Source organism: Bosea sp. PAMC 26642 (genome assembly GCF_001562255.1).
Taxonomy (GTDB): domain Bacteria; phylum Pseudomonadota; class Alphaproteobacteria; order Rhizobiales; family Beijerinckiaceae; genus Allobosea.
On the sequence record NZ_CP014301.1, the window covers coordinates 247,602 to 271,805 of the forward strand.

Annotated in this window: 19 protein-coding genes; 8 read left to right on the forward strand and 11 right to left on the reverse strand. The window is 66.6% G+C overall.

What is annotated here, in order from left to right; all coding sequences use genetic code 11:
* Nucleotides 1–78 precede the first annotated feature (78 nt).
* The 3 genes from hisG to hisS all read right to left on the reverse strand — a co-directional run bounded on the left by hisG (nucleotide 79) and on the right by hisS (nucleotide 3,951).
* Entirely contained in the window at nucleotides 79–1,056 is a 978-nt protein-coding gene (gene hisG / locus AXW83_RS01140) for an ATP phosphoribosyltransferase (RefSeq protein ID WP_066609899.1), read from the reverse strand.
* Nucleotides 1,053–2,207, reverse strand: a complete 1,155-nt coding sequence (locus tag AXW83_RS01145; RefSeq protein ID WP_442855214.1) for an ATP phosphoribosyltransferase regulatory subunit — start codon at nucleotides 2,205–2,207, stop codon at nucleotides 1,053–1,055. Before AXW83_RS01145 ends, hisG begins: the two co-directional genes overlap by 4 nt.
* A gap of 202 nt (nucleotides 2,208–2,409) precedes the next feature.
* Nucleotides 2,410–3,951 (reverse strand): histidine--tRNA ligase, encoded by a 1,542-nt coding sequence (gene hisS / locus AXW83_RS01150; protein ID WP_066609901.1) that lies wholly within the window; start codon nucleotides 3,949–3,951, stop codon nucleotides 2,410–2,412.
* Between the two features lie 308 nt (nucleotides 3,952–4,259).
* Here hisS and AXW83_RS01155 point away from each other — a divergent pair, with 308 nt between their 5' ends.
* Nucleotides 4,260–5,249 carry a magnesium transporter CorA family protein gene (locus AXW83_RS01155; protein ID WP_066609902.1) on the forward strand — a complete coding sequence of 330 codons (990 nt, stop codon included), beginning with the start codon at nucleotides 4,260–4,262 and terminating at the stop codon, nucleotides 5,247–5,249.
* 213 nt (nucleotides 5,250–5,462) lie between these two features.
* On the opposite strand, the gene AXW83_RS01160 is transcribed toward AXW83_RS01155, so the two are convergent.
* Nucleotides 5,463–6,509 (reverse strand): cysteine synthase A, encoded by a 1,047-nt coding sequence (locus tag AXW83_RS01160; RefSeq protein ID WP_066609904.1) that lies wholly within the window; start codon nucleotides 6,507–6,509, stop codon nucleotides 5,463–5,465.
* 143 nt (nucleotides 6,510–6,652) lie between these two features.
* On the opposite strand from AXW83_RS01160, the gene AXW83_RS01165 reads away from it, so the two are divergent.
* Together AXW83_RS01165 and AXW83_RS01170 are read left to right on the forward strand one after the other, a co-directional pair.
* Entirely contained in the window at nucleotides 6,653–7,894 is a 1,242-nt protein-coding gene (locus tag AXW83_RS01165) for a class I SAM-dependent RNA methyltransferase (RefSeq protein WP_066609906.1), read from the forward strand.
* A gap of 14 nt (nucleotides 7,895–7,908) precedes the next feature.
* Nucleotides 7,909–9,315, forward strand: a complete 1,407-nt coding sequence (locus tag AXW83_RS01170; RefSeq protein ID WP_066609908.1) for an FAD-binding oxidoreductase — start codon at nucleotides 7,909–7,911, stop codon at nucleotides 9,313–9,315.
* Between the two features lie 2 nt (nucleotides 9,316–9,317).
* Here the strand turns inward: AXW83_RS01170 and pepT are convergent, their stop codons facing one another.
* The 3 genes from pepT to AXW83_RS01185 all read right to left on the reverse strand — a co-directional run bounded on the left by pepT (nucleotide 9,318) and on the right by AXW83_RS01185 (nucleotide 13,004).
* A complete protein-coding gene (gene pepT / locus AXW83_RS01175; RefSeq protein ID WP_066609910.1) occupies nucleotides 9,318–10,559 on the reverse strand; it encodes a peptidase T in 1,242 nt (413 codons plus the stop codon).
* A gap of 14 nt (nucleotides 10,560–10,573) precedes the next feature.
* Nucleotides 10,574–12,172 carry a gamma-glutamyltransferase family protein gene (locus AXW83_RS01180; protein ID WP_066609911.1) on the reverse strand — a complete coding sequence of 533 codons (1,599 nt, stop codon included), beginning with the start codon at nucleotides 12,170–12,172 and terminating at the stop codon, nucleotides 10,574–10,576.
* A 64-nt stretch (nucleotides 12,173–12,236) separates the two neighbouring features.
* Nucleotides 12,237–13,004, reverse strand: a complete 768-nt coding sequence (locus AXW83_RS01185; protein WP_066609912.1) for an SOS response-associated peptidase — start codon at nucleotides 13,002–13,004, stop codon at nucleotides 12,237–12,239.
* Between the two features lie 88 nt (nucleotides 13,005–13,092).
* Between AXW83_RS01185 and AXW83_RS01190 the strand changes: the two genes are divergently transcribed.
* Complete coding sequence (locus AXW83_RS01190; RefSeq protein WP_066609913.1) at nucleotides 13,093–13,593, forward strand: hypothetical protein; 501 nt, start codon at nucleotides 13,093–13,095, stop codon at nucleotides 13,591–13,593.
* A 3-nt stretch (nucleotides 13,594–13,596) separates the two neighbouring features.
* On the opposite strand, the gene AXW83_RS01195 is transcribed toward AXW83_RS01190, so the two are convergent.
* Together AXW83_RS01195 and dxs are read right to left on the reverse strand one after the other, a co-directional pair.
* Nucleotides 13,597–14,325 carry a TlyA family RNA methyltransferase gene (locus AXW83_RS01195; RefSeq protein WP_066609915.1) on the reverse strand — a complete coding sequence of 243 codons (729 nt, stop codon included), beginning with the start codon at nucleotides 14,323–14,325 and terminating at the stop codon, nucleotides 13,597–13,599.
* Nucleotides 14,326–14,344: 19 nt separating this feature from the next.
* Nucleotides 14,345–16,258 (reverse strand): 1-deoxy-D-xylulose-5-phosphate synthase, encoded by a 1,914-nt coding sequence (dxs, locus tag AXW83_RS01200; protein WP_066609916.1) that lies wholly within the window; start codon nucleotides 16,256–16,258, stop codon nucleotides 14,345–14,347.
* Between the two features lie 125 nt (nucleotides 16,259–16,383).
* Here dxs and AXW83_RS01205 point away from each other — a divergent pair, with 125 nt between their 5' ends.
* The 3 genes from AXW83_RS01205 to AXW83_RS01215 all read left to right on the forward strand — a co-directional run bounded on the left by AXW83_RS01205 (nucleotide 16,384) and on the right by AXW83_RS01215 (nucleotide 20,828).
* Nucleotides 16,384–18,024, forward strand: a complete 1,641-nt coding sequence (locus AXW83_RS01205) for an ABC transporter substrate-binding protein (protein WP_082766880.1) — start codon at nucleotides 16,384–16,386, stop codon at nucleotides 18,022–18,024.
* Nucleotides 18,025–18,029: 5 nt separating this feature from the next.
* A complete protein-coding gene (locus AXW83_RS01210; RefSeq protein ID WP_066609917.1) occupies nucleotides 18,030–19,442 on the forward strand; it encodes an amidase in 1,413 nt (470 codons plus the stop codon).
* A gap of 162 nt (nucleotides 19,443–19,604) precedes the next feature.
* Nucleotides 19,605–20,828 carry an MFS transporter gene (locus AXW83_RS01215; RefSeq protein ID WP_066609918.1) on the forward strand — a complete coding sequence of 408 codons (1,224 nt, stop codon included), beginning with the start codon at nucleotides 19,605–19,607 and terminating at the stop codon, nucleotides 20,826–20,828.
* On the opposite strand, the gene AXW83_RS01220 is transcribed toward AXW83_RS01215, so the two are convergent.
* The gene (locus AXW83_RS01220) at nucleotides 20,806–21,726 is read right to left on the reverse strand and encodes a pirin family protein (RefSeq protein ID WP_066609919.1); all 921 of its coding nucleotides are present in this window, start codon (nucleotides 21,724–21,726) and stop codon (nucleotides 20,806–20,808) included. The genes AXW83_RS01215 and AXW83_RS01220 overlap by 23 nt on opposite strands.
* Nucleotides 21,727–21,908: 182 nt before the next feature.
* Here AXW83_RS01220 and AXW83_RS01225 point away from each other — a divergent pair, with 182 nt between their 5' ends.
* On the forward strand, nucleotides 21,909–23,912 hold the full coding sequence (locus tag AXW83_RS01225; RefSeq protein ID WP_156639675.1) for a hypothetical protein: 2,004 nt from the start codon (nucleotides 21,909–21,911) through the stop codon (nucleotides 23,910–23,912).
* 20 nt (nucleotides 23,913–23,932) lie between these two features.
* Here AXW83_RS01225 and AXW83_RS01230 read toward each other — a convergent pair whose 3' ends face one another.
* Nucleotides 23,933–24,190, reverse strand: a complete 258-nt coding sequence (locus tag AXW83_RS01230) for an exodeoxyribonuclease VII small subunit (protein ID WP_066609923.1) — start codon at nucleotides 24,188–24,190, stop codon at nucleotides 23,933–23,935.
* Between the last annotated feature and the right edge of the window lie 14 nt (nucleotides 24,191–24,204).

The window sequence follows — 24,204 nt, forward strand, 5'->3', positions numbered from 1 at the left end:
TAGCGCGCTTTCGAGCCGGCGCAAACCGGCACGAGGCACGGACTTCGCGCCGCGCATCCGGAGCGGTCTCGCCTTTCGTCAGCCGATGCGCGCGAAAAGCCGTTCGATCAGCGGGTTGGCATTGCGGAAGACATAGGCCGGCGTGCTGACTGTGACGTCGTCGGCGCCAGAGCGGGTCAGGTGCTCGACCAGCGAGAAAACCGACTTCACCGGACAATGGATCGTCAGCACCTCGCCCGGCTGCGGCGTGCCCAACGGCAGCCTTGCGCCGAAGCGGGTATCGACGTCGGCCAGTATTGCTGGAGCAGCCTGGGGCATTAGCGTGCGGATCTCGCGCAGTGTCCGAGCCTCCTCCTCGGCCGCGATCCGCGACAGGATGGTGCGTGCCGCCAGCCGCGCCTCGTCGCTCCAGGAAGCGCGCACCGAGGCGACGAGATTGGCCTCCGAGGCCAGCATCACGCCATCATCCAGAACCTTCAGCGCATTCGCCGCCAGGGTCGAGCCGGTGGTGGTGATATCGACGACGATCTCGGCCGTGCCTGCCGCCGGCGCGCCTTCGGTCGCCCCCAGGCTCTCGACGATGCGGTAGTCGGCGAGGCCGTGCTGGGCGAAGAAGCGCCGCGTCAGGTTCACGTATTTGGTCGCGACGCGCAGCTTGCGGCCCTGCCGGATACGCATGGTGGAGGCGACGTCGTCGAGATCGGCCATGTTGCGCACGTCGATCCAGGCCTGCGGCACGGCGACGACGACATTGGCGTTGCCGAAGCCGAGGGGCGTCAGCATCTCGACGGCCGAATCGGCGTCGGCGACCTGCTCGCGCACCAGATCCTCGCCGGTGATGCCCAGATGCGCGGCCCCGGAAGCCAACTGCGCCACGATCTCCGAAGCGGAGAGAAACGCGACCTCGGCACCCTCGACGCCGGCGATCATGCCGCGATAATCGCGCTCGCCGCGCGACTTCACGAATTTCAGCCCGGCGCGCCCGAAGAAGGCGGTGGCGTTTTCCTGCAGGCGCCCCTTGGAGGGCACTGCCAGGACGAGCGGCTGCGAACTCATGAGGCGTCTCCCGCCAGCCGGTCGAGCCAGAGCGAGGCGCCGACGGCCGCAATCGCGCTCCCTGCGCCGAGGCGGGTGAGCACATTGTCGTAGCGCCCGCCGCCGGCGACGGGCTTGCCGTCGGCTCGCGCCGCATCGTGCAGCTCGAAGATGAAGCCGGTGTAGTAGTCGAGATTGCGCGCGAAGGCCGTCGAGAAGGCGATCGCGCCGACATCGACGCCGCGCACCGCCAGAAATCCGGTGCGCTCGTCGAAAGCGTCGAGCCGTTCGCCGAGGTCGAGCGAGGCGGCCTGCGCCAGCGCTCGCAATGCGGCCGAAGCCGTATCCGGATCGCCGGCAATGGCCAGAGCCTGGCCGAGCAGCGCCTTGACCTCTACGCCGACAGGATTCTCGCGCTCGGCCGCCCGCGCCAGGAAGCGCTCGGCGATATCGCCGGCCGTGCGCCCGCCGACGCTGGAAATCCCCGCGATCGAGAGTACGTCCTCAACGAAGGCCCGCGCCGCCTTCGGGTCCTGCCCCTCCAGCGCCTTGAGCAGGCCGGCATGATCGGACTCGCCATTGCTCGCAGGCGGATCGAGCGCCTCGACCGCCGCGGCCCCGCGCCCCTGCACGACGGCACGCATCAGCCGGCGCCGCGCCGCCTGCGGCACGGCAAGTTGATCGAGCAGGGCGTCCAGCAGCGCGACGTCGCCCATCGCGATGCGCGGCTGCGCGAGGCCCAGCGCCGCCGCGGCCTCGATGGTCAGCGCCATGATCTCGGCATCGGTGGCGGCGAAATCGCTGCGGCCGAAGGATTCCAGCCCGGCCTGCGCGAATTCGCCGGGCTCCCGCGCCCGCATCCGGAAGACCGGGCCGGCATAGGCATAGGCGGCAGGCTCGCTCGAGCCCGAGGCGATGTGATCGAGCGCGACGGGAATGGTGTATTCGGGCCGCAGACACCAGTCGCGGCCCTCGGCATCCTGCGTCATGAAGATGCGCCGGCGGATATCCTCGCCCGACAAGTCCAGGAACACGTCGGCCGGCTGCAGGATCGCCGGCTCGGCGCGGCCATAGCCTTCGCGCGCAAACAGCGCGATCACGGTCTCGATGCTGGCGGCGATGGCGGGCAAGGCGGATGATCCTGATTGCGCCGCTGTCCTAGCAGCGGTCACGCGCATTTTCGACGGATTTTAGCGAATTGGGTGAACGGGAATCGGAGGGGGCTCGCCGAGGAAGCACTGCCGTCTCTTCCTTCTCCCGGCTGGGAGAAGGTGGCCCGGAGGGCCGGATGAGGGCCTGCCGCTGCTTCAGTCTGCACCGGCGGTCTCTCACCCCTGCCCCTCTCCTACTCGGGAGAGGGGTTCTTCCAGTGCCTCACTTATAACGCGCCAGCACCGTCTTCACCCCCTCGACCAACTCCCCCATCGGCACGGCGAACTGCGCCTGCGCCTGCCGCTCCTTGTGCTCGGCGGAATCCTTGACCTCGCGCCCGGCTGCCGCGAGTTCCGCACCCATGATCAGGTCCTTGACGATCACCGTCCCGGCCTCGCGCTCGGACGAGCCCTGGATCACGGCGCAGACCGCGCCGCGCTTGTCGGCATATTTCATCTGCGCGTTGAAGCCCGACGAGCCGAGATAGAGATCGGCCCGCAGCAGTGGCTTGCCGGCATCGTCCTTCGCCTGCCGCAGCGCCGAGACCATCGCCTGATAACCCGGCATGTGCTCCGGCGACTTGTTGTCCATCGCGGTCACGACGACGAGAGGCAGTTCGCTCTTGGCATCGACGATCGGCGACTTCACCGCCTTCAGCGCCGAATAGAGCCGCGACACGCCGATCGAGAACCCCGTCGCCGGCACCGGATCGGGCCGGAAACGCCCGACCAGCCCGTCATAGCGCCCACCACCCGCGACCGAGCCGAAGCGCACGACCTGCCCGTCTTCGTTGGTGACGGGGAAGGTCAGTTCGACCTCGTAAACCGGGCCGGTATAGTATTCGAGTCCGCGGACGACGGAGGGGTCGATGCGGATGCGGTCGCGCTCGTAGCCTGCCGCGACGACAGCCGCGCTTAGTTGATCGAGTTCGCCGAAACCTTCATCCATCATGGCGTTTCGCTGGAGCTTGGCGTTCCAGGTCGAAGCACGATCAACTTCACTCGCCGTTGTCCAAATGCCGGGGCTATGTTCAACGACTGCCAGTACATAGTCGACCTGCAGATCATCGAGACCTGCACCCTTCGTAAAATCCCCACTCTCGTCCTTGCGCCCGTCGCCCAGCAGCAGTCGCACGCCCTCGGCCCCGAACTTGTCGAGCTTGTCGATCGCCCGCAGCACGGTCAGCCGCCGCCCGGCATTCTCCTCGCCGCCGAGCCCGATCGCCTCCATCACACCGTCCAGCACCTTGCGGTTGTTGACCTTGACGACATAGTCGCCGCGCTTGATCCCCAGCGCCTCCATCGTATCCGCCGCCAGCATGCAGATCTCGGCATCGGCCGCGACCGAACCCGCCCCGACGATATCGGCGTCGAACTGCATGAACTGCCGAAAACGCCCTGGCCCCGGCTTCTCGTTGCGAAAGACATAGCCGGCGCGGTAGCTGCGATAGGGTTTTGGCAGCGCGTCGTAATTCTCCGCGACATAGCGGGCGAGCGGCGCGGTCAGGTCGTAGCGCAGCGAGAGCCACTGCTCGTCATCGTCCTGGAAGGAGAACACGCCCTCATTGGGCCTGTCCTGATCGGGCAGGAATTTCCCCAGCGCATCCGAGAACTCGATGAAGGGCGTCTCGACAGGCTCGAAACCGTAGCGCGAAAAGCTGTCGCGAATGACGCCGAGCATCCGCTCGGTCGCGGCAACATCGGCCGGCCCGCGATCGACGAATCCGCGCGGCTGGCGCGCCTTGAGCTTGCTGGGGGCGGACATGGGACTTCGCTTTGTGTGTTCACGGGCGGGATCGTGCGTTGGGTAGCTTGGCGAAAGCCGAGGGGCAAGGGTGGCGTCTTTTCGACAGCGTGAGACCGTCATTCCGGACAAGCCGCGAAGCGGCGCCGATCCGGAATCCATGCCAGAACGCTGGTCCTCAAAGGTTCAGGCATGGATTCCGGGTCTCCGCTTCGCTGCGCCCGGAATGACGCCGGCGTGGCCGTCATCGGTTTGACACCGATGGGGGATTGGAGTTTGTGCAGCGCACTTTCGCGCACTGACGTGCTTTGAGTCCGGGATACTCCGCCATGCTCCTCATCCACGGCATCTGCCCCGACCATGGCGACCGCCTGATCCATAGCACGCTGCCCCCCGAGGAGCCGATCCCGAAGGGAGCGCTCTGGATCGACCTGCTCAATCCGACCGCGGCCGAAGACAAAAAGATCGAGACCCATCTCGGCATCTCGATCCCGACGCGCGAGGAGATGCACGATCTCGAGCCGTCCGAGATCATCTACACCGAGAATGGCGCTCATTACATGACGGCGCGCGTCATCTGCCAGTCCGACACGCAGGTGCCCAAGCTCGCCGACGTCACCTTCATCCTGACCGAGACCGCGCTGATCACGGTGCGCTACGACGAACCCGGTGCCTTCGCGATCTTCCTCAACCGCGTCGCCAAGCCCGGCGGCTGCGGCATGGAGCCCGCTGCGGTGATGGAGGGGCTGATCGAGGCCATCGTCGATCGCGCGGCCGAGGTCCTGCGGGGCGTCGGCGACCGCGTCGATCTGCGCTCGCGGATTATCTTCGAGGGGCGGGGCGCGCAGGTCGAGCAGAACGGGGCCTATCAGGCGGTCATTCAGAAGATCGGCCAGTACGAGCACATCATCTCGAACGTACGCGAGAGCATGGTCTCGGTCGAGCGCGTGCTGCTCTTCCTCTCGGCCAATTTCAAGCGCACGAAGAAATCGGCGAGCGCGATCGTGCCCGAATGGCGCTCCTCGATCCGCGACGTCCAGGCGATCGAGGAACACGCCACCTTCCTCTCCAGCAAGCTGCAGTTCATGCTCGACGCCACGCTCGGCCTCGTCGGGCTGGAGCAGAACAAGATCATCAAGCTGTTCTCGGTCGTCTCGGTGGTGCTGATGCCGCCGACCCTGATCGCCTCGATCTACGGCATGAACTTCAAAACCATGCCGGAGCTCGAATGGGCGCAGGGATATCCGATGGCGCTGGCGATGATGGTGATCTTCGCCGTGCTGCCCTATCTGTTCTTCAGATGGAAGAAGTGGCTGTAGAGCGCCAACCGCGATCGCATTCGGCTTTTCTGCGATCGTTTTTAAATCAAACGCGCGTCATTCCGGACAAGCCGCGCAGCGGCGCCGATCCGGAATCCATCCTGGGGCACTGTCTCGTCTTACGATGGATTCCGGGTCTGCGCTTCGCTTCACCCGGAATGACGGCGAGGGTTGTGGTCATTGGCGGAGCGTTCAAAGCGCTCTGCCCTTCACTCACCCCAGAACCCGCGCCATCACGTCCTTCAGCCCCGACGCGTCCGGCTCCAGCCAGCCCGGCACGGCTAAGCCCTTCGAGCGCAGGAACTCCGGGTTGAACAGCTTCGACTGGTAGCGCGTGCCGTAGTCGCACAGGATCGTCACGATGGTGTGGCCCGGCCCCATCTCCCGGGCGAGCCGGATCGCGCCGGCAACGTTGATGCCCGACGAGCCGCCCAGGCACAGGCCCTCATGCTCCAGCAGGTCGAAGACGATCGGCACGGCCTCCGAATCGGGAATCTGGAACGAGACGTCGACCGGCGCGCCCTCCAGATTCTTGGTGATCCGCCCCTGGCCGATGCCTTCGGTGATCGAGGAGCCCTCCGATTTCAGCTCGCCGGTGGTGTAGAAGGAATGCAGCGCCGCCCCCAGCGGATCGGCGAGCCCGATCCGGATCTTCGGGTTGAAGCCCTTCAGCGCGATGCCGACGCCAGCCAGCGTCCCGCCGGAGCCGACCGCGCAGATGAAACCGTCGACCTTGCCCTCGGTCTGCTGCCAGATTTCCGGCCCGGTCGTCTCGATATGGCCCTGGCGGTTGGCGGTATTGTCGAACTGGTTGGCCCAGATCGCGCCGTTGGGCTCGGTCTTCGCCAGCTCCTCGGCGAGACGCCCCGAGACCTTCACATAGTTGTTGGGATTGACGTAGCCGACGGCCGGCACCTCGACCAAGGTCGCGCCGGCCAGCCGCAGCATGTCCTTCTTTTCCTGGCTCTGCGTCTCAGGGATCACGATCACCGAGCGGTAGCCCAGCGCATTGCCGACCAGCGCGATGCCGATGCCGGTATTGCCGGCCGTGCCCTCGACGATGACGCCGCCGGGCCGCAGCGTGCCGCGCGCCTCGGCATCGCGGATGATCGCGAGCGCGGCCCGGTCCTTGACCGACTGGCCGGGATTCATGAACTCGGCCTTGCCCAGGATCGTGCAGCCGGTCTGCGCCGAGGCGCGCCTGAGCTTGATCAGCGGCGTGTTGCCGATGGCTTCGATGACGCCGTTGCGGATGGTCATGCCGGATTTCCCTGTTTCCCCCCGATCTGATAGGCGAAACCGTCCATCGGGTCATCAGCCCGCCGGCCCCTTTACCGCAGGTCAGAAGAATGCTCGCCGACAGGCCCCCGCACGGAGATGATCGTCCTTCCGGACGACTGGCGATGAACGTCGCCGTGTCCATCGCGCGGCTGGGCCAGCGCGGCGACGGCATCGCCGAGACGCCTGAGGGCCAGGTCTTCGTGCCCTACACGCTGCCGGGCGAGACGGCCCGCATCGTGCGCGATGGCGAGCGCGGCCAACTGGTCGAGATCATCGCGCCCGCCGATTCGCGCATTGCCGCGATCTGCCCGCTCTTCACCCGCTGCGGCGGTTGTGCCGCCCAGCACATGGAACCCGGTCTTTACCGGACATGGAAGCGCCAGCAGGTCGTCACGGCCCTGCAGCGGGCCGGTGTCGAGGCAACGGTTGCCGATGTCGTCGATGCCCATGGCGACGGCCGCCGTCGCGTCACCTTCCATGCGCGCCGTGAGGGAGCCGGCATGATGGTCGGCTTCATGGCCGCGCGCAGCCACGATCTGATCGCCGTCGAGGCCTGCCCGGTGCTGGCGCCGGGTCTCGCCCGCGCGCCGGCCGTGGCGCAGTTGCTGGCCAACCGGCTCGGCGGCTCCAACAAGCCGCTCGACATCCAGATCACGGCCTCCGATGCCGGCCTCGATGTCGATATCCGCGGCCACGGCCCGGCCGGCGACAAGCTGCGCCTCTCGCTGACGGAAGCCGCCGAGCGGCTCGATCTCGCCCGGCTCTCCATGCATGGCGAGATCGTCGTCGAGCGCCGCCCGCCGCAGCAACGCATGGGCAAGGCGATGGTCGCGCCGGGTCCGGGCGGCTTCCTGCAGGCGACCACGGCCGGCGAGGAGACGATCGCGGCACAGGTCACGGCGGCTCTGCCCAGGAAGGCCAGAAAAGTCGCGGATCTGTTCGCCGGCTGCGGCCCGTTCAGCTTTCGCCTGGCGGAAACGGCGCAGGTCCATGCTTTCGAGAGCGACAAGGCGGCGCTGCTGGCGCTCGCCCGCGCCGCCGGCACGACGCAAGGCCTGAAGCCGATCGCGACCGAAACACGCGACTTGTTCAAGCGGCCCTTGCTCGAACACGAGCTCAACGTCTTCGACGCGATCGTGCTCGACCCGCCGCGCGCCGGCGCCGAAGCGCAGATCAGGCGACTCGCGGCCTCGAAGGTCGCGACCGTGGCTTATGTCTCCTGCGACGCGGCCACCTTCGCCCGCGACGCCGCGATCTTGATCGCGGGCGGATATGCGCTGGAGATGGTCACGCCCGTCGATCAGTTCCGCTATTCAGCTCATATCGAACTCGTCGGCCTGTTCAGGCGCCCCGGCCGACGCTGACCTCCGGAGACCTCATGTCGACCGATATCCTTGAGCAGATGGCCGCCATCGTCGGCGCCAGGAACGTCGTCACCGATGCTGACGCGATGGTGCCCTACCTCAAGGAGTGGCGCGACCTGTTCCGTGGCAAGGCCCGCGCGGTCGTCAGGCCGGGCTCGACCGAGGAGGTCTCGGCGCTCGTGAAGCTCGCCGCCGCTGCCGGCGCGACGCTGGTCCCCCAGGGCGGCAATACCGGCCTCGTCGGTGGCCAGATCCCGATCGCCGAGGGCCGCGAGATCATTCTCTCGCTCCAGCGCATGGACAGGATCCGCAGCGTCGATGCCGACAGCGACACCATGACGGTTGAGGCAGGCCTGACGCTCCAGAAAGCGCAGGAGGCGGCCGAGGCCGCCGGCCGCCTCTTCCCGCTTTCGCTGGCGTCGGAGGGCTCCTGCACGATCGGTGGCAATCTCTCGACCAATGCCGGGGGCACCGCCGTGCTCGCCTATGGCAACGCCCGCGAACTCTGCATGGGGCTGGAGGTCGTGCTCGCCGATGGCCGCATCTGGAATGGGCTCCGCCAGCTCCGCAAGGACAACACCGGCTACGACCTCAAGAACCTCTTCATCGGCGCCGAAGGCACGCTCGGCATCATCACGGCCGCCGTGCTGAAGCTGTTTCCGCTGCCGGCCGCGCGCGCCACCGCCTTCCTGGCCGTGCCGAGCCCGGAGGCGGCGCTGACGGTCCTCAACGCCGCCAAGGCCGGCGCCGGCGGTACGCTCACCACTTTCGAGCTGATGTCGCGCTTCTGCCTCGACATCGTCCTGCGCCATGCCTCGGGCACGCGCGACCCGCTTTCGGAAGCCTCACCCTGGTATGTGCTGATGGAGGTCTCGTCCCAATCCGTGACGGGACTGGACGAGGCCGTCGAGGCCTTTCTTGGCGACACGCTGGAGAAGGGCCTCGTCACCGATGCGGCGCTGGCCGGCTCGCTCAACCAGCGCGCCGATTTCTGGAAGCTGCGCGAAATGCTGTCGGAAGTGCAGACCTTTGAAGGCGGCTCGATCAAGCACGACGTTTCGGTGCCGCTGCACGCAGTGCCGGAGTTCATCGCCCGCGCTTGCGCGACCGTCGAGTCCCTTGTTCCAGGCTGCCGCCCGGTGCCCTTCGGCCACATGGGCGACGGCAACATCCACTTCAACGTCAGCCAGCCGGTGGGAGCCGACAAGGCTGGCTACATCGCCCGCTGGAGCGAGATGAACCAGGCGGTCCACGCCATCGTCAGCGAACTGCACGGCTCGATCTCGGCCGAGCACGGCATCGGCCGCCTCAAGCGCGACCTCCTGCCGGGCGTCAAGGACCCGGTCGAGCTGGCACTGATGAAGACGCTGAAGGCGACGCTCGATCCGCAGGGAATCCTCAATCCGGGCGCGATGGTCTGACGTCAGCCGCCGGGATCGCCGGTCCGGGGCGCCATCAGGCAGATCATGCGCGCCACCTCCCAGGATTTTTCGAAGGCCGGGATGGGCAGGAACTCGAAGCGCGAATGGAAATTATAGGCGCCGGTGAAGAAGTTCGGCGTCGGCAGGCCGCGCGCCGACAGGGCGGCGCCGTCCGTTCCACCGCGCATCGGGATCTGGTTGGGCCTGATCTGCAGCGCCTCAAGCGCCGCAAAGAGCAGGTCGACGGAGCGGCGGTCCTCGCCCAGTGAATCGTGGATGTTGCCGTAGGTGTCGCTGACGCTGCATGCGACGCGGCCGGTCGGATAGCGTTGCCCGATCGAGGCGGCGGCATCGTGCAGCTGCTGCTTGCGCTGCGCGAAACGGTCCTTGTCGAACTCGCGGACCAGGACCTTCAGCCGTGCCTCGCTGGCATTGGCGGCGATGGCGTTGAACCAGACATAGCCGTCGCGGCCCGCCGTGCGCTCCGGCGTCTCGGCCCGGTCGAACATGGCGATGAAATCATGGGCCATCAACACCGGGTTCACCATCACCCCCTTCGCCGACATCGGATGGGTACTTACGCCGGTGAAGACGATCTCGGCCTGCGCCGCGTTGAAGTTCTCGATCACAACTTCCCCGACTTCGCAGCAATCGATCGTGTAGGCGAAGTCGCAGTCGAAACGGCCAAGATCGAGCGCCTTCGCGCCGCGCAGCCCGATCTCCTCGTCGGGAACGAAGGCGACGAGAATGTCGCCATGGGCGTCATTGGGCCCAAGATGCCCGAGCAACGTCATGATCACCGTGATCGCGGCCTTGTTGTCGGCGCCGAGCACGCTCGTACCATCGCTCAGGATGATGTCGTCGCCCGCCCAGCGCACGATCTCGGGATGGTCTGCGACGCGCAGCCAGATATCTTCCGGCCCGTTCAGGCAGAGATCATGCCCTTCGAAGCGCTGGATCTGCGGCCGGATGTCGGGCGACAACCCGACATCGACCGTGTCGAGATGCGCGATGAAGCCGATGCGCGGCGCGCCGGGGACGGTCCCGCGCCGCATCGCGGTCACGCAGGCATGCTCGTCGATGACGACGCGATCGAGCCCGAGCGCGAGAAGCTCTTCAGACAGCAGTTGCGCGAGGTCCTGCTGGCCCGGCGTGCTCGGCAAGGGGACGGCGCTCGCATCGCTCTGGCTCGTCACCGCCGCATAGCGGAAGAAGCGCTCGATCAGTTCGTCGCGAATGCTCATCCGGCCTTCAACCCTCACACCGCCACCACATAACCGTCCCGCCTTGGATCGGCCGCCCCCGTCATCACCCCCGTCGCCGGATCGACCGCTACCGCCTGCATCCCGCCGCAGCGCATCGTCCAGCCGGTATCGAAGGCCTCGATCGCGTGGCCGCGGGCCTGCAGTTCGGCGATCGTCTCCGGCGAAATGCGGTTCTCTGCCTGAATGAAGCGGCCGTCCCAGAGCCGCGCGCGCGGCGCCTCGATGGCCTCCTGCAGCGGCAATCTGAAGTCGAGATACTGTACCATCGCCTGGGTTTGGGTTTGCATGATGCCGTAGCTGCCGGGCGTGCCCAGCGCGACCACGGGCTTGTCGTCTCGGGTCGAGAGGCTGGGCGACATGCACATCGGCAGCTCCGAGCCCGGCCGCGAGCGGTTCGGGCTGCCGGTCTGGACGTCGGCCCAGTACAGGAAATTGTTCAGGCACAAGCCCGTGCCGGGCACCACGACGCCGCTGCCGAAGGGGCTGCCGAGGCTGTTGGTGATGCAGATAAGGTTGCCCTCGCGGTCGCCGACCGAGAACGAGGTCGTATGCGCCGGGTCCTCGCCCTCCTGCGGCGTCCACTGCTCGGTCGGGCCGCTGATCGGCATCCCGTCGCGGACGCGGTCCCGAAGCGCTTCGACGAAACCGTCCGACAGGATCTCGCCGAGCTTCGCAGCCGACGGATTGTTGTTGGCGATCCGCACCCCCGCAGCCAGGCGGATGGCGCGATAGACCAGATCGAGATGCTCGGCTCCGTCCTTTGGCAGGCTACCGAGATCGAAGCCTTCGAGGATGCGCAGGGACAAGAGGAACTGGAAGGCCTCGCAGGTCGGCGGCGGCACATGGATGTCGATGCCGCGATAGGAGGCGCTCAGCGGATCGCGCCAGCGCGGCGCGACCGCGGCAAGGTCGGCCATCGTCATCGTGCCGCCTAGCGATGCCAGATGCGCGACGATCCGCTCGCCGAGTTCGCCGCGATAGAGATGGTCGGGGCCGTTGGCGGCAATTCCCGATAGCGTCCGCGCCAGATCGGGCTGCCGCAGCAGCGTGCCGAGCGCCACTGGGCCACCATCGGGCAGATAGTCCGCCGCGAAATCGGGATAGAGCTCGGGCCAGGCCTCCAGCAGCGGCGCCTGCTCGTTGAACTCGGCGACGCCGAACTCGGCCAGGGCAAAGCCGTCCTCCGCCAGAGCGATCGCGGGTGCCAGGATCTCGGCGAGCGGCTTGCGGCCATATCTCGCGGCGATCTCACACCAGCCGGCGAGATTGCCGGGCATGGCGACCGACAACGCGCCGCGCTCAAGGTCGGAGCGCTTGCTGAAGCGCTCGGGCTGGAAGCTCGCCTGGATCGGCGGCACGAAGTCGAGCACCCGGACCCGGGCTTCGGCTGCGACCCACATCGTCGCCGAGCCCATGCCGAACAGGCTCGACATGAACGGCTCGACGACGTTCAGCGCTGCCGCCGTCGCGGCCGCCGCGTCGAAGGCGTTGCCGCCTTCCATCAGCAGCCGCGCTCCGGCCTGCGCAGCCAAAGGATGAGCGGCGGCGACCATGCCGTGGCGAGAGCTTATCGTCGGTCGGCGGCCATGCATGGACTTTGTTCCCTGTCGTCGCAGCCGGCATCGCCGACGCAGCGATCAGACCACATTTTGCGTCTCAGAACAGGCTGCCTTGCCCGTCGTTTCCGGGGTTGCGGGTCGCCTTGCGCGCATGGCTCGGAGCAGGTGGCATTCGAGCGGCGGCGGTCGAAGCGTCGAACGGCTCCTGCACCTCCGGCCCGTCATTGGCGACCTTGTTCACGGCGGGGCCGATCCTGACCATCTCCAGCAGATCGTCCGGCGGCGGGCGCAGCAGCGCGGACGCCTCCTTCGGCTCGGTCGCCGGGTCGAGCCAGAGCCCGAAATGGCGCGGATCGACGATCACCGGGCAGCGTTCGTGGATCGCCGCCATCAGCCCGTTCGCGGGGCCGTTGACCAGCGCGACCGTGTCGATCTCCGAGCCGTCCTGCGAATGCCATGTCTCCCACAGCGCGGCAAAGGCAAACAGGCCGCGATCGGGCTTGCGGAACAGATACGCCCGGTTTTCCCCGCGCGGACCCTGCGCGATTCGGTGCCATTCGTAGAAGCCATCGACGGGCATCAGGCAGCGCCTGCGCGTCAGCGCCGCGCGGAAGGAGGGCTTTTCGGCAGCGGTCTCGCCCCTGATGTTGATCACCAGCGGAAAGTCCTTCGGATCCTTGACCCAGCCGGGAATGAAACCCCAGCGCATCAGGATGAACTGGCGTGCGCCCTCATGCAGCCGCACCACCGGCACTGGCTGCGTCGGCGCGATGTTGTAGCGCGGCGGAAAGTTCGGCTGCTCGTCGTAGCCGAAGAGCGCACGCATCGCTTCCGGCGGCAGGGTGATGGCATAGCGTCCGCACATGATCTGCCAGATGTGTCGGGACGAAGCGGATCGATCAATACTTTATTCGGGTTTTGCGCCGATACTCGCGTTTCCCGCGAGGTCTCTTATGAACCTGCCCGCAATGAAGGTACCGGCTGTTGCGGTGGATGATCGGCTGTCCGCGATGGTCGGCCCGCAGCTTTCGACCGACTATCTCAATCGTTACGGTGAAGCTTTGATGCTGATCGAGATGGCGCCGGCGGATCGTACCATCCTCGGCGATCTGCAGACTTGGCGATTCATCGGCTATCGCGAGCATTTCCAGGATTCGCCGCTGCGCTGCGCCTCTTCGGCGCTGCTGGCCTATGACCGGCTTGCCAGTGGTCGCAGGAAGGCCTTCGAGAAGCTCTGCCTTGCGATGGCGCGCCTGATCCACACCGTGACGGCCGTTCTGGCGGAGATGCCGGGCGCCGCCGATACGGCCATGGTCGTCGATGTCGCCAGCGAAGCCCTGCGCAGCCTGATCGCCCGTGCGACCCAGTTCATCAACGCCAACGGCGATATCGATATCACGACGCTCGATGGCGGGGCGCTGCAGGCGCAGATCGACGCATTGCTGGCGGGCTGAAATTCAGCCGAGCTTCCGGCCGCCGATCAGGAATTCGCGATTGCCGTCGCCTCCAGTGATGGGGGAGGGGATCGGCCCCTCGACCGCGAAGCGCAGATCGCCGAGCAGGCCTGCGATCTCCTCGCAGACCTTCTGGTGGATCGCCTCGTCCCGGACCACGCCCTTCTTCAAGGCGGCACGGCCGGCCTCGAATTGCGGCTTGATCAGCGCGACGATTCTGCCATGGGGCGCCAGCAGCGCCGCCACGGGCGGCAGCACGAGCTGCAGCGAGATGAAGCTTACATCGATCACCGCGAGTGCCGGCGCTTCTCCCAGTTCCGAGGTCGAGAGCGAGCGTACGTCGCGGCCCTCCAGGCTGACCACGCGCGGGTCGCTGCGCAATGAGGCGTGAAGCTGGCCGTGCCCGACATCCACTGCATGGACCCGGGCCGCCCCCCGCCTCAGCAGCAGGTCGGTGAAACCGCCCGTCGATGCGCCGATATCGAGGCAGGCGCAGCCGGCAGGGTCGAAGCCGAAGGCATCGAGCGCAGCCTCGAGCTTGAGGCCGCCGCGCGAGACGTAAGGGTGAGGCGCCGTAGCCCGGATTTCGGCATCGGCGGCGATCATGGACGAGGCCTTGCGCACGACCTCGCCATCGGCCGTCACGAGCCCGGCGGCGATCGCGGCCTGGGCGCGGGCCCGGCTTTCGAACAGGCCGCGCTCGACGAGAAACTGATCGGCCCGGCTCTTCATGGTGAGTTTCGCCTGACGCTCAGGCCCGTCTGGCGGCCTCGGAGACGCCGAGCGCATCCTCGACGGTCCTGACGATGCCCGCCGCGTCCAGACCGGCATGGGCATACATCGCTTCGGGCTTGTCGTGGTCCTGGAAGATGTCCGGCAGCGTCAGCGTCCTGATCTTCAGCCCGCCATCGAGCAGGCCCATGCGCGCCAGGAGATGCAGCACATGGCTGCCGAAGCCGCCGACCGAGCCTTCCTCGACGGTAATCAGGATCTCGTGTTCGCGGGCGAGCCGCAGGATCAGCGCCTCGTCGAGCGGCTTGGCGAAGCGCGCATCGGCCACTGTGGTCGAGAGGCCGCGTTGGCCGAGCAGTTCGGCAGCGCTCAGGCACTCCGCCAGTCGTGTGCCCAGGGACAGCAGCGCGACGCGCGTACCCTCGCGCACGACCCGTCCCTTACCGATCTCAAGCGGCACGCCGAATTGCGGCAGCTCGACGCCGACGCCCTCGCCGCGTGGGTAGCGGAAGGCGATCGGGCCGGCGTCGTAGTCGGCCGCGGTCGCGACCATATGCGTCAGCTCGGCCTCGTCGGCTGCCGCCATCACCACCATGTCGGGCAGGCAGGCGAGATAGGCGATGTCGAACGCGCCCGCATGGGTCGCTCCGTCGGCACCGACGAGACCGGCCCGGTCGAGCGCGAATCGCACCGGCAGCTTCTGGATCGCGACGTCATGCACAACCTGGTCGTAGGCGCGCTGCAGGAAGGTCGAGTAGATCGCGCAGAACGGCTTGTAGCCCTCGGTGGCGAGCCCCGCCGCGAAAGTCACGGCGTGCTGCTCGGCGATGCCGACATCGAAGGTCCGGCCGGGAAACTCCTTGGCGAAGGCGTCGAGGCCGGTTCCCGACGGCATCGCGGCCGTGACGGCCACGATCCGGTCGTCTTCGCGGGCCGCCTTGATCAGGGCGTTGCCGAACACCCCGGTATAGCTCGGTGCGTTGGCCGGGGCCTTGGTCTGCTGGCCGGTGACGGGATCGAACCTGACCACGGCATGGTATTTGTCGGGCGTGGCCTCGGCCGGGGCATAGCCCTTGCCCTTCTGCGTCACGACATGGACGAGGATCGGGCCGTTGCCGGCATCGCGGACATTGCGCAGGACCGGCAGCAGATGGTCGAGATTATGCCCGTCGATCGGCCCGACATAGTAGAAGCCGAGTTCCTCGAACAGCGTCCCGCCGGTCCAGAACCCACGTGCGAACTCCTCGGTGCGTTTGGCCTTGTCGTGGAGGAAGCGCGGCAGCCGCTCGGCCAGATGCTTGGCGACCTCCCGCAGCGAGCGGTAGGTCCGACCCGAGACGAGCCGCGCCAGATAGGCCGACATCGCGCCGACGGGCGGCGCGATCGACATGTCGTTGTCGTTGAGGATCACCACGAGGCGCGAGCCGAGCGCGCCGGCATTGTTCATCGCCTCATAGGCCATGCCGGCCGACATCGCGCCGTCGCCGATCACGGCGATGACGTTGTTGGGCTTGCCGGCAAGGTCGCGCGCCACGGCCATGCCGAGCCCGGCCGAGATCGAGGTCGAGGAATGGGCGGCGCCGAACGGGTCGTATTCGCTTTCGGCTCGCTTGGTGAAGCCCGACAGGCCACCGGGCTGGCGCAAGGTGCGGATGCGTTCGCGCCGGCCGGTCAGAATCTTGTGCGGATAGGCCTGATGGCCGACATCCCAGATCAGCCGGTCGCGCGGCGTGTCGAAGACATGATGCAAGGCGACCGTCAGCTCGACCACGCCGAGGCCGGCGCCGAGGTGCCCGCCCGTCACCGAGACGGCGTCGATCGTCTCCAGACGCAACTCGTCCGCGAGCTGGCGCAGATCGCTATCGGCCAGCTTGCGCAGGTCGGCGGGCGTATCGACGCGGTCGAGAAGGGGAGTGGGGGCGCGTTTCGTCACGGAACCGGTCTATCGCATCGGCAAGGGCTGACACAAGGCCGCGCCGGAAGGTGATTGCGCCTGGAGGGCTGGCGCGCAATTTGCTGAACTTCCATAGTCACAACATTGCCGCAGCGGAACCCAACATGCAGATCACCATCGTCCAGAGAGCCATGTCCAGGGTTCGCCGCGTGTCGAGATGGCTGTCATGCGGCGCCATCGCCGGCGCGATCTTTATGTCAGGCGGCGCCGATGCCCAGACGCTTCGCATCGCGATGACCTCGTCCGATATCCCGACCGCGACCGGCCTGCCCAATAACGGCTTCGAGGGTATGCGCTTCCTCGGCTACCCGAGCTTCGAATCGCTCGTGCTCTGGGACCTGAGCCGGACCGACCGGCTCGCCACGCTGCGTCCCGGTCTGGCCGAGCGCTGGGAGCAGGCCTCCGAGGACAACAGGACCTGGATCTTCCATCTGCGCCGGGGCGTGAGGTTTCATGATGGCACGGATTTCGACGCCGACGCCGTGATCTGGAACCTGGAGCGCTATTTCAACAAGGACTCCGCCCAGTTCGAGCCGCCGGCGGCGGCGATCGTGCGAGCCCGCGCACCGATCGTCACCGGCTACCGCAAGCTGGGGGACGCCACGGTCGCGATCACGACCGCGAGCCCGGCATCCTATTTTCCCTATATGGCCGCCCTGATCCTGTTCTCGTCGCCGACTTCGTTCGAGAAGGCGGGCCGGGACTGGGCCAAAGTCGGCGTGATGGGGGCGGCCGGCACAGGCCCCTTCCGGATTGCGAATGTGGTCCCGCGCGAGCGTGTCGAACTCACGCGCAACGATGGCTATTGGGACTCAGCCCACAAGGCCAGGGTCGAAAAAATCGTGCTGATGCCGATCCCGGAGGCCAGCGCCCGCCTTGCCGCGCTGCGCGCCGGCCGGGTCGACTGGATCGAGGTTCCGCCTGCCGACGGTATTCCCTCGCTGAAGCAGGCCGGCTTTTCGATCGTGAGCGGCTCATATCCGCATGTCTGGCCATGGTTCTTCAACATCGCCGCGACCAACAGCCCCTTCAAGGACGTCCGCGTTCGGCAGGCGCTGAACTATTGCGTCGATCGGGACGGGATCGTCGCTCTGCTCAACGGCACGGCGGAGCCCGCTATCGGCTGGCTCCAGGCAAGCGACCCGGACTTCGGCAAGCCGGAAAACCGCTACGGGTTCGATCCCGCCCGCGGGAGGGCACTGCTGGCCGAGGCCGGCTTCACCGCCGGGAAGCGGCTGTCCTTCAAGGTCATGATCTCGACCTCCGGGTCAGGCCAGATGTCGCCGCTCCCGATGAACGAGTTCCTGCAGGCCAGCCTCAAGGAAGCCTGCGGCGTCGATATCGAGTTCGTCGTCACCGAATGGCAGGTGCTCCTGAACAACATGCGTGCTTTGCCCGATGCCTCGGCCCTGAACGGCGCGCTCGCGCTGAACATCAGCTCACCCTCCACCGACCCCAGCGTCATGGCCCGCTACTTCGCGGCGGCGGGCGCACCGCCCAACGGCTTCAACTTCGCACAGTGGAAGGATGAGGCTTTCGAGGCGGCCTTCGCCAGGCTCGCGGCCGCCACCGATGCGAGAACGATCGCCGAGCAGACGGCGCTCGCCCATGAGCGGCTGGTCGACAACCCGCCCTGGCTCTACATCGTCCATGATCTCAACCCGCGCGCCATGTCGCGCAGGGTGACGGGTTTCGTCTCCCCGCAGTCCTGGTTCGTCGATCTGACGGCCGTCAACATGCAGTGACCGCCATGAATGATACATCCGCGAATGTGACCGATCTCGCGCTGCTGCCGGCCCATGTGCTGGCACGCGAGATCGCTGCCAGAAGGATATCTCCGGTCGATGTCGTCGATGCGCTGCTCAGGCGCATCGACAGGTTCGAGCCGAAGCTGCAATCCTTCGTTTCGGTCTATGGCATGGATGCTCGCCTGGCGGCGGAAGGCGCCGACAAGGCCATCCGCTCCGGTCATGCCGTCGGCCCGCTCCACGGCGTTCCGGTCGCGCTCAAGGATCTGATCGAACTCGAAGGCCGCGTCACCACCGGCGGCTCGGCGATGTGGCGCAAGCGCCGCTCCACGGTGACCGCGACGATCGCCCGACGCATGATCGCCCAAGGCATGATCGTCCTCGGCAAGACCCATACCGTCGAGTTCGCCTATGGTGGCTGGGGCACCAATCAGCACATGGGCACGCCCCACAATCCTTGGGACGCGACCGATGCGCGGACGCCGGGCGGCTCGAGCAGCGGCTCTGGCGTCGCTGTCGCGAGCCGGCTCGCGCCTTGGGCGATCGGCACCGATACCGGCGGCTCGGTGCGCCTCCCGGCAGCCTACTGCGGATTGACCGGCTTGAAGGCGACGATCGGGCGCATCTCGACCTACGGTATCCTGCCGCTCTCGACCACGCTCGATACACCGGGCCCGATGGCCCGCACCGTCGAGGATGCGGCGCTGCTCTACAACGTGCTGCAGGGTCCCGATCCGCTGGATCCCAACACCCGTGGCATCGCCGCGGCCGATCCGATGCCGACCCTGAAACGCGGCGTGCGCGGCCTTCGCATCGCGCATATGCCCGAGGCCGAGCGCGAGGGCGTCGATGCGGAAATGCTGGCGGCCTATGACGCCTCGCTCGACCTGCTGGCGAAACTTGGCGCCGAGATCGTCGAGATCAGGCTTCCGTTCCTGTTGGGTGATTTCGTCGCTGCGCAGGCGGTGACGGCCGCCGAAGCCTATTTTTTCGATCGCGAACTGGTCGACGATCCGCAGGCCCAGCTCGACGAGGCGGTGCGCCCGCGCATCCTGGCTGGAGCGAAAGTCTCCGCCCAGGACTATCTCGCGACGAAGCGCCTGCAGGCCCAGTCGAAGCGGATCATGGCCGAAGCGATGCAAGGGATCGACGCCCTGCTGACCCCGACGACGCCGACCCCTGCGATCAGACTGGCCGACGTCGATCAGATGGTCTTTCCCTCGCGGTTCACACGGTTCGGCAATTTCCTCGAAATGTGCGCGCTCTCGCTGCCCAACGGCTTCACCGCCGGCGGCCTGCCGCTCTCTTTGCAGATCTGCTGCCAGGGCTATGAGGAGGCGACGGCGCTACGCATCGGCTACGCGCTGCAGCACGCGACCGACTATCATCTCAGGGTGCCGCCGATGGTGGCGTGAGGTTCGTCCGCGCTTATGAATATCGATGGCCGTCATCCCGGGTCTACCTCCGGTCACCCGGGATGACTCGCGCTCAAAAGGCATCCGGCAGCCAGAAATCGGGTGGGTTCCGCGCTGCCGTGCTGCGACTGCTTGCATAGTCCCGCAAGCAGGAACCCGCCGATGCCGTCCCCGCTCCCGATCGCCCTACTGCTCACCGGCGTCCTCGCGCAGTTCGCCGACAAGCTGGCGCTCGACACCATTTCGCTGGCGGCAACGCAAGCCGGCGCGAGCCCGCGCCTTGTCGGTCTGTTGGTCGCTGCGCAATCGGCGGCATGGCTGCTGGTCTCGCTGCCGGCCGGCGTCTTCGCCGACCGTATCGCTCCGCGTGCGCTGATCCGGCTTGGCGGTGCGCTGATGCTGGCCGGCTCGCTCACCGGGGCGGCGCTGCTCGGCTTCGGCTTCGTCGGGCCGGGGCTCGCCGCCTCGGCCTTCGTCGCGGCGTCCGGCCCCGTCGTGATCGCGCTTTCGATCTTCGTATTGCTGCCGCGCATGGTGCCCGTGGCGGATCTGCCGCGCGCCAATGGCCGACTCGAACTCGGGCGCGCGGTGCTGAGCTTCGCTTCGCCGCTCATCGCTGGCTGGGCGGTGGCGCGCGGCGTCGGGTCGCTGGGCCTCGGCCTCTGTGCGGGTGTTGGCGCTGCCATTCTGGTCGCGGCGGGGCGGTTGCCGGGCGAGGCGCCGGCGCCGCAGCAGCGTCTGCCGCTGCACCGCGCCATCGCCGAGGGCGGCGCATTCGTCGCACGCCATCCCTATCTCAGGCCGATCGCGCTTTGCGCCATCGCCTGGAACCTCGCCTTCTTCGCCTTTCTTGCGCTGTTCGTGCCCTATGCGGCGCGCGTGCTGCTGCTGGATCCGGCCGCGATCGGGCTAGCCTCCTCGATCGCCGGCCTCGGTTCGATCGCGGCCGCTTTGGTCGGGCCAACGCTTATAGCGCGCCTGCCGACAGGAGCGCTGCTGATCTTCGGCCCCGCAGTCTCGCTCATCGGGGTGACCTCACTGGCGCTCGCCCCGCCAGCGCTCGGCGTGGCGGCGCTCGGGCTGGCTTTCTTGCTTCTGGGTTTCGGCCCGATCCTCTGGTTCATCACCCAGACCAGCCTGCGCCAGGCGGTTACGCCGCCTGCCCTGCTCGGCCGCGTCAGCGCAACCTTGACGACGGCGATGTACGGGATGCGCCCCCTCGGCGCGCTCTCGGGCGGCTTCGCCGGCGAATGGTTCGGGCTGCAGGCGGCGATGGCACTGCCGGTGGCCCTCTTCGCTCTGTCGACCCTGGCGATCGTCGCCTCGCGAATGCCGCAGTTGAGAACGATGCCGGAGGGGGAACTCACCCCTCAGGCAGCGGAATGAACTCTGCCTCGTCGCCGGGCACCGTGTCGAAGCGGCCGGCTTTCCATTCCGCCTTGGCCTGGTCGATGCGCTCTTTCGAGGAGGAGACGAAGTTCCACCAGATGTGGCGCGGCCCGTCCATCGGCTCGCCGCCGACCAGCATCAGCCGGCTCTGGTCGAGGGCGAGGATCGAGATGCGGTCGCCGGGCTTGAAGATCAGCAGTTGCCCCGCGCCGAATTCGTCGCCGGCGATGTCGATCCTGCCCGAAACGATATAGACCGCGCGCTCCTCGTGCTCGGCGTCCAGCGGCAGGATTGCGCCGGGCGAGAGCACGGCCTCGGCATAGAGCACGTCCCAGGGAAACTTCACCGGCGACGTCTCGCCATAGGCCGAGCCCATGATCAGGCTGATCCGCTTCCCGCCTTCGACGATGCGCGGCAGTTCGGGCGCGGCATGGTGGATGAACTCCGGCGCGACCTCCTCATGCGTCTTCGGCAAGGCGAGCCAGGCCTGGATGCCGTAGAGGCGCGGCCCGTTGGCGCGCGCCTCCAGCCCGGTGCGCTCGGAATGGACGATGCCGCGTCCCGCCGTCATCAGGTTGACCGCGCCCGGCTTGATCGCCAGCGCCGTGCCCAGCGAATCCCGGTGCATGATCTCGCCGTCGAAGAGATAGGTCACGGTCGAGAGGCCGATATGCGGGTGCGGGCGCACGTCGAGCCCCTCGCCGAGATGGAACTCGGCAGGCCCCATCTGGTCGAAGAAGATGAACGGGCCGACCATCTTGCGCCCGATCGAGGGCAGGGCGCGGCGCACCGAAAACCCGCCGAGATCATGGGCGCGCGGCACGATCACCTGCTCGATCGCCTGGCAGGAGCGGGCATCGCCCAGGACGGGGTCTTCGGCAGGAAGTTGGGACATTGGGAACTCCGGCTGGTCGCAACTTTGCTGCGGGCCCAGAGCCCAGGCAAGCGAGCATTTCGAAAACAGATCAGCGGTGAACTAAAACGTGAATTATACGCTATTACAACCTAAGGTAGTGTGTTTTTGTTGTGCCTCGCGGGCTGGCGAATGGTCTCCTCCATCAGGTTGGGAGCTTGGCAATGACAAAACGAAATGTGGTGGATTGGCGGCAACCCCGGGAGGGCTTCCTGTCCATCCTCACCTTCATCCTCCTCATGCTGACGGCAGGACTGCTGATTCAGACTTCGTTTGGCAACAATAAGCAGCTTCGCCCGGCGATCTGGTCAGCGATGTTTCTGGCGATCGTGACACCGATCGCGATCATCGCGATCCGCCATGAGATTAGGGTCACACGGATAAAGCTGATCTCGCTCTTTGCCGATACGTTCAATTTTGTCACCCAGTCGGGCAAGAACCAAGGCATAGCCGCGCTCATCGACCCCGCCCGCGGCGCCAATGTCTCGTTTGAATTTGTCAAGGGCAAATACTACGCCGACATCGATCATCAAGATGGCATTGAGCCGACGCTGGAAGACGTGCCGCGTCTGCCGATGATGTTGAGGGCCGACTGGATGCTGCTGTTCTGCGCGATCCCGTATATGGGCATCGCTTGGTTCGGCACCTTTCTTCTGTGCGCGCCGCTGGTCGAGGTGATCTATTTCAGCAAGCTCCATGCGATTGGTTCGTGGTTCAGGCCAAGCGTGTTGGGAGCCGGTGGCCTCGACCTCAATACGATCAACGATGCTGTCGCACTTGCGTCGCAGCACGGCAATGTCGTGACCATCGCGGTGCTCGCCTTCTCCGGTGCGTATTTTTACAGTCTGCGGCTGCTACTGAGGGCAGTCGCCGTCTTCGACCTGTCGCCGGTCACATTCCTGCGTTGCTTCGTACATATCCTGCTGGCGATCCTGCTCGCGGTGGTGATCTACCGTGTCTTTCCATCTGGCGAAGGCTGGTCCAACGCACTGGCCCGCGTCGGGGATGTGCTCCGGGCTACCGCTGGTGTCGCAACCACACCGCAGCCTGCGATCCCGAACGTCTGTACGCCCGCCCTCTGCCCGCCGGCCGGCGCCGCTGGAAGCGTCAGCGCGCTGTGGCTGATCGTGGCCTTCGGCCTCGGCTTCGTTCCTGACGCCGCGCTGCAGTTCGTGCTTCAGAAGAGCGGTTTGAACTTCAAGGAGCGCTACAGCGACCTCGAGCGGCACACCAAGCTCGTGCCGGTCACGATTCTCGACGGCATCGACAGTTTCATCGCCTATAGACTGGAAGAGGCCAACATCTTCGACGTCCAGAACCTCGCGACCGCGAACCCGATCATGCTGCACATCGAAAGCCCCTTCGGCATCTACGAGACGATCGACTGGGTCGCCCAGGCGCAGCTTTGCACGGTCGCCGGGCCTGACCGCTTCCTGCTGCTCAAGACACTCAATATCCGCACGATCTTCGATCTCGAGCGCGCCGTCATGCCGCGCGTGCTCGATCCGGGCCCCGAGGGGCTGGCAGACCAGGCGGCAACGGCGGCTGCCGCCGCAGCCAGGGCGAGAGCCCATGCGCAGGCAACGGAACTCGATGCCAAATTCGCTGGGGCGGCACTCGCGGCACTGCAAAAACCAGGCGGTTCGGGAACGCCGGAAGAGATCGACAAAGCGAAAGTAGCGGAGGAAGCGAAGACAGCCGCAGATAAAGTTGCAGCGAAGGCCGCTGCGGAAGCAAAGGACGCAGAAGCCGCCGCGGCAGCCTCCGCTGCTACTGTCAAGGCAGTTGCCGAGGCCATCGGCGTCCTGAGGGCGACGCTTCCGGCGGCATCGATAAGCCTGCCTGCCGTTCCCCCGCCCACCAATGCCGGCGTCAAACCTCCAGTGGTTGAAGCCAAAAACTTAGCAGCCGAAACCGGCAAGTCGCCGGCCGAACCAGGCGCCTCGGTTATCGCTGCGATTGGCAACATCTTGGTCCGCGACAACATCCGCGACCAGGCACTGCGCAAGGCGCTCATCCTTGGCAACCCTGGCTATGAGGGCGCGCCCTCTCTGGAGACGACCCGCCATATGGTCATGGTGATGATCGACGATCTCCACGTCCACCGCCTGCGACAGGTCTGGAAGCATATTGCCAGGCAGTTGGGTGACCGGAACGGCTATCTTTAGTAGCAATGACCCGTCGGCGCCTACTTATCCACGTCGAGCGCCGTGGTTCCCGTCGGCTTGCCGTCTGCACCGAGCGTGATCTTCTCGATGCGGGCTTCGGCCTGCTTCAGCAGCGCGTCGCAGCGCGCCTTCAGGGCCTCGCCTCGGGTGTAGATATCGATTGATTCCTCGAGCGGCACGTCGCCCCGCTCGAGCCGGGTGACGATCGCTTCCAGTTCCTTGAGCGCCGCCTCGAACGGCAGGGCTGCGATATCGGCGTTGCTCTTGGCATCGGTCACGGCGTGATTCCCTT

Excerpts from the sequence above, each read along its gene's own strand:
- hisG (WP_066609899.1), bottom strand. The coding sequence starts at position 1,056 with ATGAGTTCGCAGCCGCTCGTCCTGGCAGTGCCCTCCAAGGGGCGCCTG.
- hisS (WP_066609901.1), bottom strand. The coding sequence starts at position 3,951 with ATGTCCGCCCCCAGCAAGCTCAAGGCGCGCCAGCCGCGCGGATTCGTC.
- AXW83_RS01155 (WP_066609902.1), top strand. The coding sequence starts at position 4,260 with ATGCTCCTCATCCACGGCATCTGCCCCGACCATGGCGACCGCCTGATC.
- AXW83_RS01160 (WP_066609904.1), bottom strand. The coding sequence starts at position 6,509 with ATGACCATCCGCAACGGCGTCATCGAAGCCATCGGCAACACGCCGCTG.
- AXW83_RS01165 (WP_066609906.1), top strand. The coding sequence starts at position 6,653 with ATGAACGTCGCCGTGTCCATCGCGCGGCTGGGCCAGCGCGGCGACGGC.
- AXW83_RS01170 (WP_066609908.1), top strand. The coding sequence starts at position 7,909 with ATGTCGACCGATATCCTTGAGCAGATGGCCGCCATCGTCGGCGCCAGG.
- pepT (WP_066609910.1), bottom strand. The coding sequence starts at position 10,559 with ATGAGCATTCGCGACGAACTGATCGAGCGCTTCTTCCGCTATGCGGCG.
- AXW83_RS01180 (WP_066609911.1), bottom strand. The coding sequence starts at position 12,172 with ATGCATGGCCGCCGACCGACGATAAGCTCTCGCCACGGCATGGTCGCC.
- AXW83_RS01185 (WP_066609912.1), bottom strand. The coding sequence starts at position 13,004 with ATGTGCGGACGCTATGCCATCACCCTGCCGCCGGAAGCGATGCGTGCG.
- AXW83_RS01190 (WP_066609913.1), top strand. The coding sequence starts at position 13,093 with ATGAACCTGCCCGCAATGAAGGTACCGGCTGTTGCGGTGGATGATCGG.
- AXW83_RS01195 (WP_066609915.1), bottom strand. The coding sequence starts at position 14,325 with ATGAAGAGCCGGGCCGATCAGTTTCTCGTCGAGCGCGGCCTGTTCGAA.
- AXW83_RS01205 (WP_082766880.1), top strand. The coding sequence starts at position 16,384 with ATGCAGATCACCATCGTCCAGAGAGCCATGTCCAGGGTTCGCCGCGTG.
- AXW83_RS01210 (WP_066609917.1), top strand. The coding sequence starts at position 18,030 with ATGAATGATACATCCGCGAATGTGACCGATCTCGCGCTGCTGCCGGCC.
- AXW83_RS01215 (WP_066609918.1), top strand. The coding sequence starts at position 19,605 with ATGCCGTCCCCGCTCCCGATCGCCCTACTGCTCACCGGCGTCCTCGCG.
- AXW83_RS01220 (WP_066609919.1), bottom strand. The coding sequence starts at position 21,726 with ATGTCCCAACTTCCTGCCGAAGACCCCGTCCTGGGCGATGCCCGCTCC.
- AXW83_RS01225 (WP_156639675.1), top strand. The coding sequence starts at position 21,909 with ATGACAAAACGAAATGTGGTGGATTGGCGGCAACCCCGGGAGGGCTTC.